Raw genomic sequence first — 16618 nt, 5'->3', positions numbered from 1 at the left:
TCCACAAAAATACTTTAAGAGAGTGCTATCTTACCACTATCCATTTTGATATATCGATTGGTGGCAAATACGGCACCAAGCCAAGAAAGTACTAAGCCCAGGAGAATGAGTGCACCGCCCACATATAGCATTGCCTCATTGGAGATATAGGCAAAGAAATCCTCTCCAATGTATCTACTCGCACCCCAAGCAGAGAGCGCCAGTAACAGCAGCGCCAGCAAGGAAGCCCAAAAGCCATTCCACATACTGCGACAGACAAAGGGGCGCCTTATCAGCCGGAAGGGTGCTCCCAGTAGGGTCATGGAGCGAATGAGAGAGCGTCTGGCGTAGATCATCATATGCGTCGTATTGTTGATTTGGATACCGGCAATTAGTAGAAAGACAATAAGTATGGCAAATAAGCCCCATGAAATATGCTCCATCTGCTTATTCATAGATTGCAGCATATCCTTTTGGTAAGTGAATTGCTTAACCCCACTGAGCGATTGTATCAGACTATCTACCATGGGTAAGCTGTCGGGTGATAAGTAGGTAGCCTTAAGATGTATATCAATCTCGGGGAATAGGGGATTGTAACCCAATACAACGGTAGGATCTTCGCCCAACTCTTTCTGTAGCTCTTTGGCGGCTTCTTCCACAGAGATATAGCGAGCCTGTGCTACTGCGGGATGCTTGAGCAGGGTCTCCACCATCTTAAGACCGGCTTCTTTATCCACTTTTTTGTCTAATTCGATCGTAAATGAGAAATCCTGTTTTACTTTGCGTTCAACGCCTTGTTGAATGGACCTGATCAGTCCCATCCATCCCAATACAAAAAGCGGTAGAGCAATGCTTACAATTGCGACTATGCGGTTACGCACAAGAGAGTGATGCCGAGGCTTAGGTTGTTTCTTTGCCATTATGATTGCTTAATATCAATTGTTTTCTAAAGACAAAGGTAACGTATTCGCTACACAAATAGTAATAGGCGTGCCATGCTTTCTCTTACAGCTTATATTATTTGGAGGGTGGAGCGTGTGTGGTGAGTTAGAAATATGTTTCTCTTTACAGACTGAAGTTTCAGTATGTCGTTATTAGTTGTCTATAGGAACAAAGTGTACACATTAGTAAAATAATTGTTTTATGGGTAGTAATTATTTCGATCATTTCATTACCTTTGCTTTGATGCAAAATAAATAAAACGAAAAACTGTAATAAGAACATAGAAAGAAATGAGAGGAAGAAAATCGCTTTTTATCACCCTTTTTGTCGTGTTAGGCGCACTTCTTGCCGGAGGTTACTCAGCCCTTGCACAGGAGGCCTTTGGAGGCACGCCACCCAGCTTTGCGGCTTCGACAAGTCTGCTGCGTAGTGGTCAGCTTACACCCAATGTCGTGAGGGTGCGTCCCGACTTTAATCCGGAAGACGCTAAGGCAACTGATATGTGGAGTAGTACGCACGGGGATATCTCCGTTAAGCCGCTTCAAATTGGTAGAGTAATCGATCAGGAAATAGACTTCATCAAAGCCGCACGTAAGAGTGAAGTGGATGGTCGTACCGTGTACACGCTCCGCATTGAGTCTGAGGGAGCCAAGGGTATGGTTCTCTACTACGATGACTTCTTCATTCCGGAAGGCAGTGGAGAGCTTTTTATCTATACGCCTGACAGAGTTGAAGTTTTGGGAGCTTATACCCATGCCACTCATGCAGAGCATGGTGCTTTTGCCAATGAGCCGCTACCCGGAGATGCTGTAATCATGGAGTTCGCTCCCTATTTGGGTGCTGACGACTCTTTGCTTCCCTCCATTAAAATCTCGGGAGTGGGGCATATCTATCGTGCTGCTACTTTAGGTAAGCTTCGTGCTCAGGAAGACCCCGGTGAAGATTCTTCCGATCCTACCTGCCAGATAGATATAAACTGTCCTGAAGGAAACAACTGGCAAACCCAGAAAGCTTCCGTTGCTCAAATGATCATGGTTATAGGTAAATCAATGGGGATCTGCACCGGCTCTTTGTTGAATAATACGAATGTCGACTTTAAGCCCTACATTCTTTCCGCAGCGCACTGTATCGGCTCATCTCGCGTTCCTCAGACCGATTTGGATCAATGGATGTTTACTTTCCATTATGAAAAACCCGGTTGTAGCAAAGCAGGGGTAGGGGTTACCCGTGGTCGTACCGCAGTAGGATGTAAGCTAAGAACATTCATCGACATCCAAGGCAAGAGCGATGGTTTGCTTCTCGAACTGAAAAATGAGGTACCGAAGGCTTTCCGCGTATATTATAGCGGTTGGGATCATTCTGCAAGGATCCCCTCTAAAGTAACCGGTATTCATCACCCTCACGGTGACGCTAAAAAGATCTCTTACTGTGATGGGTACATTAAAGTTGACCAGTGGAGTAGTAGGGATGGAGTTGGAGCACCTAACGCCCACTTTGGTTTCCAATATACAAAAGGGGATACCGAAGGGGGAAGTAGTGGCTCGCCGCTCTTCAACGAAAACGGACTAATCGTAGGCTCTCTTACAGGAGGTGCCCCCGGTTGCGGAACTTATGATGCATATGGTCGTCTGCATTATCATTGGAATAAGTTCAAACAGTCGGGAAGTACGCTCTATTCGATGGATACGTTCCTTGATCCGAAGAATACGGGTGAAGAAACGCTGCAAGGTACTTGGCGTGATAACTTGCGTCCTTTGGAGGCTGTCTCTGATCTGAAGGTAGGCCTCTCAGAAGATGCAAAGACCGTGAATGTAACTTGGAAGCCTGTTTCTACTGCTAACATTCCGTCGCATTGGACCGTGAAGTATCGTATCTATCGAAACGGTATGTATCTCGATGGAAAGGATGTGACCTCAGGTACCTCGTTCAGCGAAAGCGTAGAGGATGCCAGAAGCAATACGCGTGGCGAAGGACACGTAGTCTATGCTGTTCAGGCCCGCTATCTCTATGGTGGCGATAAACTGCCCGGTGATAGCTACAATAATGGCCGTGACTACACTTTCGGTGATGCCGATAAGGTACAGAAGGGCTTGTACTTAGGCGATGTAAAGCGAGTCATGCCTGCCACAGTGAGTGCAAAAGCAAATGGCGGCGTAAATATTAGCTGGAAGAAGCCGGGTAACCTGCAGGAAATCTCACTCTTCGGCTATCCTAATGTAGAGAAACCGATCAAACTGAATTTTAGACAAATCGATTTTGGTGGGTACACCGGTGTTCCTGCCCGTATGCAGCTATTCTCTAAGTTCCGTGCTGATGAGATGGTGAATACCGACAATTCACCCGTGTATATCTCTTCAGTAAGCGTGATTCCTACCGCTAAGACCGGTGCGCTGAAAGCGTTTATTATAAACGGAAGTCCCGCTTCTACGAAAAAGGAATTCCCCATTAATATGCCTGACAATTGGAAGGAGGGTGAGTGGGTTACTGTAGACCTTGCCAAGCCTTACAAGATCGATCCTAATCAGTATCTCTTTGCCGGTGTTTCGTATGACAATAAGTCTGAAAAACTTCCCGTAAAGATTTGTTACATGAGCGGTACAGCTGACGAGTTTTCTCCCTACAGAGGTGCTTTCTTAAGCTACATGATCGGAGGAGAATTTGGTTTCTTCCCCTTGTCGGCTGCCGGGGTTTATGCCAATGGCTACTTAGCTGTTCGTCTTACTTTGTCTCCCTCTGCCGTTAAGTATACCAACGATGCAGAGAAGAGCGTCTTTGTTCGTTCCAATACACCGGTTCCTTTCCCCGTGATCAAGGGATATCGGATCAAGAAGAATGGTGCTGTATTGAAGGAGGTAGACAAGAATGTCAACTTTATTACCGACAATGACGGCTCTTCTGACGATGCTTATGAAATAGAGGTATTGTACGAAGATCCCACAAATGCAGATGCACCGGAGCTCTCTCCTGCAGTGGCTCCCTCAGTATATCCCTCACAGCTTGCTGCAGATGGAGTACTTAATATAGCAAATGCAGAGCGTGTTCAGCGGATAGCAGTGTACACCGTAGATGGTAAGCAAGTATTCTCAATGGATCGCCCCGCGTCGCAAATTGTGTTGGGCCATCTTGCTGAGGGTGCGTACATAGTTGTACTTGCCACTGAGAATGGTAATATTACGGAGCGTGTATTCCGTTAAGCAACTCCGGTCACGGTGCTTTACGGCACCGTGCTGATAAAGCGAGGAAAGCCTCGGGGCAGTGCGTCCCGGGGCTTTCCTTTTTTTGTTATTCACAGTGAGTTATATCTAATACGCTTTACCTACCCTATGTAAATTATCGGGAGGAATTTGCAAAGGATAGGGGTTTATAAATTCGATGAAATAATATATCTTTGTATTCCATGGAAGCGTTCACGCTGCATATATTAGGTGTTGGCAGTGCATTGCCCACCTTGCGTCACAACCCATCGGCTCAGGCTCTCAGTATGAGAGGTAAGATCTTCATCATCGATTGTGGAGAGGGGTGTCAGTTGTCGCTGCGGCGGAGTCGTCTTAGCTTGTCTCGTATCAGGGCAATCTTTATATCTCATCTTCACGGCGATCATGTATTCGGCCTACCCGGCCTTCTTTCTACGCTCTCTCTCTTGGGGCGTAATGGCAGCTTGGCTATCCATGGCCCTGTGGGTATAAAACACTTTGTGGAGTGTATGGGGCAAATTTTTTGGCCCGACAATCCCTATCAGATTGAGGTCTATGAGCATGAGTCCACTACGAGTCAGATGATTTATGAGGATGCCTCGCTTCGCGTTACCACGCTTCCACTACGTCACCGCCTACCGACTACGGGCTATCTCTTTGAAGAGAAGCGCCCATTGAGGCATTTGGATAAAGCAGCCGTTGATTTCTACCATGTACCTATAGCCGCTTATCGCTCCATCTTGGAAGGGGAGCCTTATACAACGGAAGAGGGTACCCATATTCCAAATTCACGACTTACGAAACCGGGCGAGCCCGCCAGAAAGTACGCTTACGTAAGCGATACAGCCTATCACGAGGCCCTTGTCCCTTTATTGCAGGGAGTGGATTTGTTGTATCATGAAGCTACCTATATGCAGCAGGATGCATCTCGAGCCGCAGAAACGTGGCACTCGACTGCAGTGGATGCTGCTACGATAGCCCGAAAGGCAGCCGTACATAAGCTCTTACTGGGGCATTATTCGGCTCGCTACGACGATCATACCCCTTTGCTCAAAGAGGCCAGGGAGGTATTTCCTAATACTGAGTTGGCGTCGGAAGGCGACAACTTCGAATTGTAGACCATTAGTTAATAGCCTATGGATTGTAAGAACAAATTAATGCAACTAAAAAGGGTACGCTTTATACTTCCTTTATGCCTGTTGCTCTTAGTACAGGCCTGTGGGGTGAAAGCACATCCGATTAAACCGGAAGTAAAGCACTCAACCCATCATTCAAAGGCCGTTTATAATGAGAAGGGTTTATTTATGCCCCACCCCGACTGTATAGCTTATGCTGAGTTAAATGTAACCCCTTCCGGGGATATGATTGAAGATTTAATCAACCTCGGAAAGCGTTATTTAGGCAAGCCATACCGTTGGCGCGGAGCTTCCTCACGACCCTTCGATTGCTCCGGCTTTGTACGCTTCTTGTTCGGCAGCTTTGATATTGAGCTACCGGCCTCTTCGTCAGCAATGTATAATGCCACTACCCCCATTAAAGATGTGCAGCCGGGTGACTTAGTCTTCTTTTCAGGATCGAGAAGAGGAGGAAGGATCGGGCATGTGGGTATAGCCATTGCGGTTGATAAGCGGGGTATTACTATGTTGCACAGCTCCACAAGTCGCGGAATTGTGATAGAGCGGATCGACGATAGTGCGTATTTTCGTTCTCGCTATGCGGGAGCGAGACGTATCCCTAAGTTGCATCGCTACTTTGATGCCAAGAATGCCCCCTCTACCGATGCGGTCATTCCGCCTCTTTTCATTTGTGATACTCAGGTGCCTACTTGCTTGGCTACACCTCAGATTCCTTGTGTAGAGGGTTAGCCACTCGTTCATGACTTTTTCTTTGGAGAGGGTACGTAGTTCCTTTTACGTTCTCTCTCCTTTTTTATAGGAGCCTTCTGTGCCTCCTTGTATCCTTTCTATTGATCATTTATTTGTATCTTTGAAGCGAGGGGAAGTTCGCTCACAGTATGATGAGAGAATAAGGGTAACCCCTTGAAAAAATACAATAGACCGAACTAAAATGAATATATTGAGTTATCCGTCACCAAAGGAGGTGGCACAGAAGTTAGCAGAGCGTATAGCTGAGGAAGTGGAAAAGAAGCCCGTGTATCACTTAGCTATAACCGGAGGTGAAGATGCCCCAATGGTGTATCAAGCCTTAGCAGCGGCAAATATCAATTGGCAGAAGGTGCGTCTTTATTTTGTCAGTGAGGTGATTAGTGGTACGCAAGCCGGGATTAACTACGATGTAGCGCGGCACCACTTAATAACGAAAGTACCTATCAGAGAAGAGCAGGTGTATAGGATTCCCATTGATGCGGATAGTGCCGCTCAGGCCGCGCAGAGCTATCAGCAGCAAGTGACCGGTGAAGTGCCTCTATTGAATGGATATCCTCTCTTTGATGCAGTACTCCTTGCGCTACATGAAGATGGTCATGTGGCAGAAATACATCCCGGGCAGGAAGAGCTTTATTATAAGGAGGACGTATATTTAGTCAATAAGCGACCGGAGAGTGGAGAAGAGACCGTAACCCTCTCCTTTCAAGCACTGAGCGAGGTTAAAAAAATCTTTCTATATGCATTTGGCGACGATATCCGCTTCGTGATAGGAAATATGGTTAATCTGATGCCTGAGGCAAAGGCCTATCCGGCGAACGTGCTTACAGCACTCAACCCGTGGAGTACGCTCTATGCAGATGCAGCTGCCATGAGGGAGAAAAGCTACGCAATATATTGATAACGACATTTTAATCACTGTAACGAACAGGCGACAATATGGCAAAGAAAATCAATTGGGAATCGATGCTTTCCTTAGCATTGAAGAATAATTTGGCGCGGATCAATCGGAATCGCTTTTTGGCAACTTCCTTAGCTCCCTTTTGCACACCCGAAGATTTGAATAAAATAGCTTTCCTCCGCCCGGAGAGCCTTGTGGAGGTGCAAGTGCTGGATCATTTAGGTAAAGAGATAGTAGAAAAGCACTTAAATCAAGCGGCTTTAATCTCTGGTGGAGCAGGCTTGCTGGGTGCCTCCGCGATGTGGCTAAGTGTGCCCGGCGATACACTCCAGTTTGTGACGCAGCTCGTTATTATGACGCAGAAGCTCGCTTACTTATATGGTTGGGATGATTTCTTCTTCAATGAAGAGCCCACCGATGAGACGATAGCTCGCCTTTCGTTAATCCTTGGGTATGGAGTTGGCGTGCATGAGGCCAAAGGGGTGATCATGTCAGTCGCCAATGATATGATGCCGAATCTGAATGAGGCTATGGCACAGGAGCAGATTGATAAGAATCATCCTATTGTAAAGAAGACAGTGTCGGCACTTTCAGAGCAGTTGCTGCGAACAGCTGTGAGTGGAGGGCTTGCCAAAGTGCTCCCGATCGTGGGAGCTGCCGCATCCGGTATATGGAGCTATAAATCGTTCCGGCCTATTGCAGAGCGCATTCGTTTGTTGCTTAGCGAAATAATGTACACGAGGTTGGGACATCAGCTTTCGCAAAAATAGAGGCATTCGTTCTCTTTAAGGAGAGTAAGGCGAGTACAAATGCTCGTTAATTGTCTATCTTTGCAGCGAACTTTTGATTAACGAAGAGATGAATAGCTGGTACGAGTGTAAGGTAAGATACCAAAAGATAACGGATGAGGGTGCTATTAAAAGTAGCCAAGAGTGCTACCTTATAGATGCCTATACGGTTACAGAGGCAGAAGCAAGGCTAATAGAGGAGATAACCCCCTTTACGTCCAATGGGGAATTTACGGTTTCATCCATTAAGAAAGAGAAGCTGACCGATCTTTTTCTTAGTGAGGACCCTGATGCTACCTATTTGTATAGGTGTAAGGTAAACTTCATCTCTATAGATGAGAAAAAGGGCGTAGAGAAGCGAGTGCCCGCTACTATGATAGTAAAAGCATCCTCTGTGTTGGAAGCTGCCAAACGTATAGAGAAGGAGATGGCTTCAAGTATCAGTGAATGGCAAATAGCCTCTGTGTCGGAAACAAATATAGTAGATATCCTCTGGGCCGATGGTCAGGGGGCAGCAAAGAGTAATGAGTAAAATTGGTGATAACATACAGGCGATCCAAAAGGCTCTTCCGGAGTCTGTTCGCTTAATAGTGGTCACTAAGTTTCATCCCGAAGAGGCTTTGATGGAGGCCTATGAAGCCGGGGCAAGGGATTTCGGGGAGAATCATGTGCAGGAGCTTGTGCCTAAGGCTGAGCACTTGCCTAAAGATATTCGTTGGCATTTTGTGGGTAATCTGCAACGTAATAAGGTGAAGCGGATCATTCCCTTTGTGTCGCTGATCCATAGTGTAGACAGCAAGCGTCTTTTTGATGAGGTACTCAAGCGGGCAGAGGAGGCGCAGCGTGTGGTGGATATCCTTTTGGAGGTACATATAGGTGGAGAAGAAACCAAAGAGGGAATAGCTCCGAGTGAGCTGGATGAGCTTACAAAGGAGTGTGTAGAAGCGATCAAAGAGCGTCCTTTTGTTCGTATTCGTGGACTAATGGGAATGGCTTCCCATACAGATGATAAGGAGCAGATCAGACGCGAGTTTGCACGCCTAAAGCGACTTTTTGAGCAGCAGAAATCGCATTACTTCACCTCAGAAGAGTCCCTCTTCGATACCCTTTCCATGGGGATGAGTAACGATTGGCCTATAGCGGTAGAGGAGGGTAGTACCATGATTCGAGTCGGTACGGCAATTATGGGCGAACGCAACTATTAAGCCCTCTTGATTGTTAACAAGGAAGAATAAGGAAATTAAAAATAAATACACATAAAAGAGCATGAAGGAGCTAACATCAAACTACGCCGGACTTATACTGCGTAACCCTGTTGTAGCCGCCAGTAGCGGCCTCACTTCGTCGGCCGCTAAAGTAAAAGCGTTAGTTGACGCCGGATGTGCAGCTGTAGTGATCAAATCACTTTTTGAGGAGCAAATCGACACTCTTTCTCAGAATGTAGTGAGTGGGGGTGAGTATTATCCGGAAGCCTTTGATTATGTAAATCATTATATCAAAGGGCATGAGGTACAGAAGCATCTTGATCTGATAAAGCAGGTTAAGGATGAAAATGAGGTGCCTATTATAGCAAGTATCAACTGCTATCACAAAGGGGATTGGGCCGAGTTCGCCAAGAATATGGAAGCGGCAGGAGCCGATGCTATAGAAGTAAATATTATGCGCCTTGAGGCCTCCTTGACGGCAGATCCGGCTGTAGTAGTCGAAGAGTACGTAAATATTGTGCGTAGTATAACGACTGCCGTGTCGCTTCCTGTGCAGGTGAAGATCTCAAAAGAGTTCTCTTGTCCTATAGCATTGATTGCCCGCTTAAAGCAAGCCGGAGCAAAGGGAGTTACTCTTTTTAATCGCTCCTATCGGATGGATATAGATGTACAAAGAGAAGAAATTACCTCCGGAAAGGTGTTTACTGAGCCGAGCGATATATCGGATACGCTTCGCTACACCGGTATTGTAGCCGCTGAGCTGAGTGATTTCCCTGTGTCGGCTTCTACCGGTATCCATGGTTCTGTATGTGCTTTGAAAGCACTCCTCGCAGGTGCTCAGACAGTGCAGATGTGTTCTGCCCTTTATCAGAATGGTGTGGAACAAGTAACCAAGACCCTTGAGGGTATTGAAGCGTGGATGGAAAACAAACAGTACCGAGCTATTGATGAGTTCCGCGGTAAGCTGAAAGCGACTGAAACAGACCATGCCCTCTATAGCCGCATGCAATTCATGCGCTATTTTGGAAATAAGGAGTAGTTTGTTCCTAAGCCTTCGAAAGAAGGCTGACAATTGGGACTATAATGGGCAAGACACACATAGCAGGGTTACGAATGACAGCTTTAGTATGGGTGTCTTGCGTTGTCTTATGCCTTGTAGGACTATCATGTAAGGGGCGTTCTGTAAGTGCTCAGCGACCTTTAGCAGTGGATACCCTCTATCGCGCTTATGTCCCCCCTTTACCTCCTCGGACGCTTGCTGATGCAGAGGCTCGAGCTTTATGGTATGTGAAGCACTATTGGGATGATTGCAATTTCTACGATTCTCAGGCGTTACTTGCGCACAAAGAGTTGCTTAGGAAGAATGTGGAGGACTTGGTCTTCGCTGCCATACAGTTGCCGGTCGACAGTGTGGCGGAATCTCTTGTTAAGCCATTAAAGGCTAGTGACGGAGATCTACTAATCTTCTTTGCTGATGCCATGGGCGAATTGCTTTATGCAGAGGGACGAGCCCCTAAGCGTTATGAGCCGTATTATCTTCCTATACTGAAGGAGCTGAGCGTCTCTGCTAAAGTGGATCTGGCGCGTTCTGAACGAGCTAAGTTTCTCTATAAAATGCTTTCACGTAATTCTCTCGGAAGTCATGCAGAAGGCTTTTTGTCGGTTGATACACTGGGGCAGATGCGTAGCTTGAAGAGTTTTGAGGGAAAACCTGCACTAATGATCTTTTTTGCCCCCGGCTGCGAGCATTGTCGTAAGATGACTAAGAAGATAGAGCGGAGTCGTATTATTAGACAGCTTGTAACCTCCGGTGAGCTTGCTCTCTTGTATGTATATCCTTTCCCCTATGAAGATATATTTCTTTCCGGTGTGGAAGAATTGCCCTCTTTTACTACCTATTATGGATACAATAAAGATGGACGAATATTAAGGGAGAATTTGTACAATATTGAAGAAACACCTGTTCTTTATATGTTAAATAAAGAAGGAGTTGTGTTGTTGAAGAATGCCTCTTTCGAGGAATTGGAGCAATTTTTAAAAAATGACTTCAAGGCACATATCTCTTTGTAGTTTAGTTGCTTAGAGGTGTATATGATGTTATGTAGTAGCCCATCTGAAAGTAAAAAAATCAAACAACAGCCACTGAAAGAACGCTTTCAAGTGAACAAAATAGGGTAAAAGTGGTTTCTATATCAGTCCTTTTATCTACCTTTGTGTAGTAGAGCAGTGATAGGATCACTGAAATTGACTAAAAACGAAAAAGAAAAGCCGGCTAGAGAACCGGCCGAGATAATTGAAAAAGAAGAAATAAAAAAATAGAAGTAACGCTAACAGTATGATTATTAAACGTATGAAGGTAAAGTACTTATTGCTCTCTCTTATGGGAGCTTTGGCACTCACAGCAAGTGCCCAGCAGCCTGAGGCAACGGAATCCCAACTGCCTGCCAACCGGACTGCTTTTGAACATAGCAAGGGTCATTGGTTTATCAGTGTACAAGGCGGTGTAGCCTCTCAGTTCGGTGGATATAACCCCGGTGAGAAGAATGGTATCAATTTCAGTACCTATATGGAAGACTGCCTTAAGGAAGGTGGTAACATTGTACCGGCTCTTTCTTTGGGTAAGTGGCATAATCCTTACTTTGCAACTCGCTTGCAGTTACAAGGTGCTTACATGCCTACTCCCTATCTGGAACAAATGGGTGGTAAATACCAGTACTTCAAAACAGCATTTGTAGGTGCTCATTTCGATTTTATGTTTGATGTAGTAAACTATTTCGCTGCATACAAGCCTAATCGTGTATTCCACTTCATTCCTTTCATGGGTCTTGGTTATCAGTTCAAGTTCTATGAAGATTTCAAGGAACCCTATCGTCATTCGGCAACTGCAAACGCAGGTCTTATCTTCTCATTCCGTTTGGCTAAGCGCGTAGATCTCTTCTTGGAAGCTCAGGCTATTTATAGTAACCTCAACTTCACAAAGCGCGATGCTATATTTGATGGAGAAAATTTGACACCGTATTTGAAGGGTACTGATGCATACAATGGTTTTGCAGCGGTAGCATCTCTCGGTCTTAACTTCAACCTCGGTCAAACAGAGTGGAACGAAGTAACCCCGATGGATTACGAGCTTATCAACGACCTCAATCGTCAGATCAACTCTTTGAAGGCTGAAAACGCTGAATTGAGCAAGCGTCCTGTAAGCTGTCCTGAATGTCCTGAAGTAGCTCCTGCAAAGGAAGTTGTTGCTTCTACAGTGATCTCTGATAAGGCTATTATCTTCGCTTTCGATAGCGATGTAATCGCTCCTAATCAGGAAATCCAAATGAGTGAAATCGCTCGTTTGATCAAAGAAAACAATACTTCCGTGCTTGTAATTGGTTATGCTGATACAACAGGCTCTTCTGAGTACAATATGGGTCTTTCTGAGCGTCGTGCTAAGGCAGTTGCTGATGCTCTTGTAAATACTTATGGAGTTGACTCTAGCTTGGTAACCACTGAATGGCAAGGTGCAACCGATCAGTTCTCACCGAAGGGCTTGAATCGCGTTGTTATCGTACGCTCTAAGTAAGTAAGGAGGAATCATTTAATTCGTAAAAAAGACAATTAGATATGAAAGCAAAAGTTTTAATGCTCACCCTGATGGGTGCATGCGCACTGACTTTCGGCGCAAAAGCGCAAGAAGAAGCTCCTGCTTCACAGCAGCTTCCCGCTCACAAGACTGTATTCAATAAGGATAAGGCCGGTGACCATTGGTTCATGGATATCCAAGGTGGTGCTGTTATGATGCCACTCAGCGAAGCTAATAACGATGCTAAGTTTGGTGATCGCATCGGTTGGGGTATGCCTAACCTCGCATTTGGTAAGTGGATCTCTCCTTACTATGCAAATCGTGTTCACTTCTATGGATGGGGTGTTCCCGGATTTGAAAGTGTACCTAATACGATCGCTAAGGATGCCGCTCTTAAGCAGTACACCAACTATTTCGTAGCTGCACAGTACGAATTTATGTTCGATGTAGTAAACTACTTCGCTGTGTACAATCCTAAGAGAGTATTCCACTTCATTCCTTTCGTAGGTGTAGGTGTAGGATGCAAGCTCCAAACTAGCGAAGGCAAGATCTTCGATAATACGGATGCTTTGGATGAGTTTACTAAGAATGACTTCTCAGGAGCTATCAATGCAGGTTTGATCTTCAAGTTCCGTTTGGGCCGTCGTGTAGACCTCAATTTGGAAGCACAGGTAATGGCTATGAAGAATAACTTCGCTGGCAGCACCTCTTCTACTCAGATGGATGTTTTGGGAAAGAGTGTTCCTGTAAGTGCTAAGGCTAGCGCAGATCTTCTCGCTATGTTAACAGCAGGTTTCTCATTCAACTTAGGTACTCCTGAATTTACTGAAGTGGTTCCTATGGACTGGGCTATGGTTAATGATCTTAACTCACAGATCAGCGACTTGCGCGCTCAGAATGCAGAACTCAGCAAGCGTCCTGTAAGCTGTCCTGAATGTCCTGAGGCTCCTGAAGCACAGGTTGTTACTAAGACAATTCTCAATAATATTGTTTACTTCCGTATCGGTAGTGCAAAGGTTGACCAGAACCAATTGATCAACATCTACAACACAGCTGAATACGCTAAGAATAACAATGAAAAGATCTATGTAACAGGTTATGCTGACGAAAAGACCGGTAGTGCTAACTGGAACCAGCGTCTCTCTGAGCTTCGTGCTAATGCTGTAAAGGATATCCTTGTTAAGCAGTATGGTGTAGATGAAAGTCGCATCGTAGTTGATTCTAAGGGTTGCACTGAACAGCCGTTCGAACGCAATGAGTGGAACCGCGTAGTAATCATGACTGCTGAATAAGTCAGTGTACTCGGTTTAAACGCTTCGTTTACACGTAGCGTTACCTAAAGAAGGCAGCTTCCTCAATATGAGGGAGCTGCTCTTTTTTTGGTATGACAGGCATGTTATACATCTGTGGTGAAAGTCCACTCGGGGCGTAGTTGCCAACGAACCCCATAGCGGCTTGCATGTTTCAAGGAGCGACCCTTGTGAGAGAAGAAGCAATAGCAAATTCGTGGTCTGACGAACAGAAACCTATTACTAAGGCGTATCAAGCGTGCAAGCTGGCCAAAGGCAGTGAAGCTCCAAAAGGCAACCCTAACCTTGATACGTAGATTAGGCAGGTAAACGATGAAAAAAGTATGTTCCACCTGTGAGGCCTTGGCAAGTCCTCAAGTATAGTAACAGCAAATGCCGAGGAGTCAGCAGAGGTCAAAGTAGCCGTTCTCGTGCAGAACAAGGCGAAGAACCGAATAATTCACAACGACAATCAAGAATGTATGTTCCGATGTCTTTTTTGCTGACGAGTGGCAACGGTCAAAACGTCAATGCGATCAACCACATATAGCTAAGCACGCAATCATCGTAAGCGGAAATTAAGAAAGAGGGAAGAAGAAGCTAATTTAACATGATTATTCACTCTTTGAATAGGAATTAGACCGCCGTATGCCAAACGGCACATACGGTGGTGTGAGAGGAAAGGAAACGAAAGTAGGTCAGAAAACTCTCGTTCCCCGACCTACTCGATGTATATCAGCTGCACTTAGCACTTCCACGGCGCGGTAAACGCACCGTAGATCGTGCTATTCGGTTATCGTTGGATGAGGAGGCGGTGCGACGCTACTTCCACCTCTCCGACTAATACTCAAGATTACGTACCCCACACCTCTAAAATACCTACATAAACTGATTTTCTAGAGAGATAGTTGATCCTACCTTTGCACTAGTATTTTCAACCATAATACGAAAAGAATATGAATCAACTTACTACCAGTTTGTTACGGAGGAGCCTATTCCTCACACTCATCATGATGCTCCTAGGAAGCATCACTCTTACATCTGCTCAAGACGGAAGTAATACGTCCGAGAGCAAAGAGTCCATCACATTTCACACGACGAGTAAAGTCGGTACTAAAGTTCGGCTCAGCGTTAAGGCAAAGACTCCTGTAAAGGCCGATGGACTAAAAGAGTCTATCGTAGCGGACGGAGCTCTTCACCAGTACACCCTCACGAAAGATAAGGTGTCCGTCAACGGAGATATCACCAACTTCACTTGCACTTTTAATGAGATCGATCAGCTTGATATCACCAAGGCTTCCTCTCTTGATACGCTCTCTTGTGGGAAAAACATCTTGACCACTCTAGATATCTCCAAGAGTAGCTCTCTGACGAACCTAGACTGTTGGAACAATAAGATTACAGCTCTAGACTTAGCATCATGTCCTCAGCTTGCAGTCGTACACTGTGCTAGAAACAATATCTCAGAGCTTGATCTATCGAAGAGCTCCAGTCTAGAGTTCCTAGACTGTGCACGCAATCAAATATCCCGTCTAGACTTCTCCAAGACACCCAAGATCCGATTCATATACTGTGCCTGCAATAAGATCAAAGCGACCGTTATGGGTCGTCTCATCTATAGTCTACCCGACCGGTCCCAAGAGAAGAAAAAAGGAGAGATACACGTTATAGACAGCTTTTTCGCCAAGAAGTTTGGGGACAACGTATGTCTCAAGAAAGATGCCCTTGAGGCTAAGCAACGTGGCTTTAAAGTCTTTGACTTCAACGCTCCCAATCCCAAGAAATACGAAGGCAGTGATCCTGTATACCCCGCTGGAGAGACCACCCTTGCGACAGCTCTCAAAGTAGGAGACAAAGTTTCTCTCAGTATGTCGGGCGAGGACAATGACGACATCATGCTAGAGGGGCTACGGGAGCCTTTTGATCCAGGAACTAAGGAGTACACCGTTGAGAATGCAACCATCACAATCCACGGCAAGCTTACCGAGCTAGACTGTAGCAAAAAGAAAGTCTCAAGCATCTCTGTATCTGCAGACCACTCCTTGCTCAAGCTAAACTGTAGCTCCAACGAACTTACTACTCTAGATCTAACCAAGGCCCCTCGACTACTCACTCTAGAGTGTCAGGGAAATAAAATTAGCGAGATTAAGATAGCTACTGCATCAAAGCTTGAGAAGCTCAGCATCTACAACAATGCCATCCACGAAAAAGCTATGAGCGAACTCATACAGGCACTTCCAGACCGCAAGGGTCAGACCGCAGGTCTACTCTATGCCATCAGCAAGACAAGCACTACCGAGCTCAACAAGTGCCCAGACGAACTTATCAAAGTAGCTAAAGACAAAAACTGGGAGCTGAAGAGCACGGACAATGTATCTGTAGAGACACCCTCTACGCTTGCTCTACGAGTCTATCCCAACCCAGCTAAGGAGTATGTCCACGTAGCAGGGCTAAGTCGTGGTGAGGTCGTAGCACTCTACTCTTCTCAGGGCGAGCTCCTACAGCGTGTCCCGGCTAATGACCTAGGGAGTGTAGAGCTAGATCTACACAGTCTGCCCGATGGAGCGTATATCCTCAAGAGCTCCTCTGAGAGCACAGTCCTACTAGTCAAGTAAGGAGCTAGACCTCGAGAGCCTGGAGGCACTGCGCAAGCAGATCACCTGCGATGAGGAGGTGGTGGTGGTGCGACGCTACTGCCATCTCTCCGACTAATCACGGTCCAAACGACCTAACTCAAGGGGCTGTATCGCGACGCTGCGGTATAGCCCCTTCATTTGTATGACGGGCATGTCATACATCTGTGGTGAAAGTCCACCCGGGGCGTAGTTGCCAACGAACCCCATAGCGACTTGCAAGTTTCAAGGGGTGA

Annotated in this window: 14 protein-coding genes; 12 read left to right on the top strand and 2 right to left on the bottom strand. The window is 45.9% G+C overall.

The annotated features are described in order from the left end of the window. Positions 1 to 14: 14 nt before the first annotated feature. Positions 15 to 899 carry a cell division protein FtsX gene (locus ACLWMH_RS06265; protein WP_411915851.1) on the bottom strand — a complete coding sequence of 295 codons (885 nt, stop codon included), beginning with the start codon at positions 897 to 899 and terminating at the stop codon, positions 15 to 17. A gap of 312 nt (positions 900 to 1211) precedes the next feature. Here ACLWMH_RS06265 and ACLWMH_RS06260 point away from each other — a divergent pair, with 312 nt between their 5' ends. From ACLWMH_RS06260 to ACLWMH_RS06210, 11 genes are all read left to right on the top strand, one after another. Continuing rightward, positions 1212 to 4115: a trypsin-like serine protease gene (locus tag ACLWMH_RS06260; protein ID WP_411915850.1), complete on the top strand. Its 2904-nt coding sequence runs from the start codon at positions 1212 to 1214 to the stop codon at positions 4113 to 4115. A 203-nt stretch (positions 4116 to 4318) separates the two neighbouring features. After that, the gene (locus ACLWMH_RS06255; RefSeq protein ID WP_411915849.1) at positions 4319 to 5233 is read left to right on the top strand and encodes a ribonuclease Z; all 915 of its coding nucleotides are present in this window, start codon (positions 4319 to 4321) and stop codon (positions 5231 to 5233) included. Positions 5234 to 5251: 18 nt separating this feature from the next. Next, positions 5252 to 5980 carry a C40 family peptidase gene (locus tag ACLWMH_RS06250; RefSeq protein ID WP_411915848.1) on the top strand — a complete coding sequence of 243 codons (729 nt, stop codon included), beginning with the start codon at positions 5252 to 5254 and terminating at the stop codon, positions 5978 to 5980. Positions 5981 to 6182: 202 nt separating this feature from the next. Next, positions 6183 to 6899, top strand: a complete 717-nt coding sequence (locus tag ACLWMH_RS06245; RefSeq protein WP_411915847.1) for a 6-phosphogluconolactonase — start codon at positions 6183 to 6185, stop codon at positions 6897 to 6899. A 38-nt stretch (positions 6900 to 6937) separates the two neighbouring features. Continuing rightward, positions 6938 to 7669 carry a hypothetical protein gene (locus tag ACLWMH_RS06240; protein ID WP_411915846.1) on the top strand — a complete coding sequence of 244 codons (732 nt, stop codon included), beginning with the start codon at positions 6938 to 6940 and terminating at the stop codon, positions 7667 to 7669. Positions 7670 to 7757: 88 nt separating this feature from the next. Further along, positions 7758 to 8219, top strand: a complete 462-nt coding sequence (locus tag ACLWMH_RS06235; protein WP_411915845.1) for a DUF4494 domain-containing protein — start codon at positions 7758 to 7760, stop codon at positions 8217 to 8219. Beyond that, positions 8212 to 8892, top strand: a complete 681-nt coding sequence (locus tag ACLWMH_RS06230; protein ID WP_411915844.1) for a YggS family pyridoxal phosphate-dependent enzyme — start codon at positions 8212 to 8214, stop codon at positions 8890 to 8892. The genes ACLWMH_RS06235 and ACLWMH_RS06230 overlap by 8 nt, the downstream gene beginning before the upstream one ends. A 61-nt stretch (positions 8893 to 8953) precedes the next feature. Further along, positions 8954 to 9931, top strand: coding sequence for a dihydroorotate dehydrogenase-like protein (locus ACLWMH_RS06225; protein ID WP_411915843.1), 978 nt, complete (start codon positions 8954 to 8956; stop codon positions 9929 to 9931). A 44-nt stretch (positions 9932 to 9975) separates the two neighbouring features. Beyond that, positions 9976 to 10962: a DUF5106 domain-containing protein gene (locus ACLWMH_RS06220; RefSeq protein ID WP_411915842.1), complete on the top strand. Its 987-nt coding sequence runs from the start codon at positions 9976 to 9978 to the stop codon at positions 10960 to 10962. Positions 10963 to 11227: 265 nt separating this feature from the next. After that, positions 11228 to 12460 carry an OmpA family protein gene (locus tag ACLWMH_RS06215; protein ID WP_411915841.1) on the top strand — a complete coding sequence of 411 codons (1233 nt, stop codon included), beginning with the start codon at positions 11228 to 11230 and terminating at the stop codon, positions 12458 to 12460. Between the two features lie 41 nt (positions 12461 to 12501). After that, a complete protein-coding gene (locus ACLWMH_RS06210) occupies positions 12502 to 13752 on the top strand; it encodes an OmpA family protein (RefSeq protein ID WP_411915840.1) in 1251 nt (416 codons plus the stop codon). Positions 13753 to 13856: 104 nt separating this feature from the next. Here the strand turns inward: ACLWMH_RS06210 and ACLWMH_RS06205 are convergent, their stop codons facing one another. Next, positions 13857 to 14102, bottom strand: a complete 246-nt coding sequence (locus tag ACLWMH_RS06205; RefSeq protein WP_411915839.1) for a hypothetical protein — start codon at positions 14100 to 14102, stop codon at positions 13857 to 13859. A 603-nt stretch (positions 14103 to 14705) separates the two neighbouring features. Here ACLWMH_RS06205 and ACLWMH_RS06200 point away from each other — a divergent pair. Continuing rightward, a complete protein-coding gene (locus tag ACLWMH_RS06200) occupies positions 14706 to 16364 on the top strand; it encodes a T9SS type A sorting domain-containing protein (protein WP_411915838.1) in 1659 nt (552 codons plus the stop codon). Positions 16365 to 16618 lie beyond the last annotated feature (254 nt).

Origin of the sequence: Porphyromonas miyakawae (assembly GCF_045865415.1) — a bacterium.
Taxonomy (GTDB): domain Bacteria; phylum Bacteroidota; class Bacteroidia; order Bacteroidales; family Porphyromonadaceae; genus Porphyromonas; species Porphyromonas miyakawae.
The sequence above is the reverse complement of the archived record's forward strand: the minus strand, read 5'-3'. Positions and strand labels throughout refer to the sequence as shown.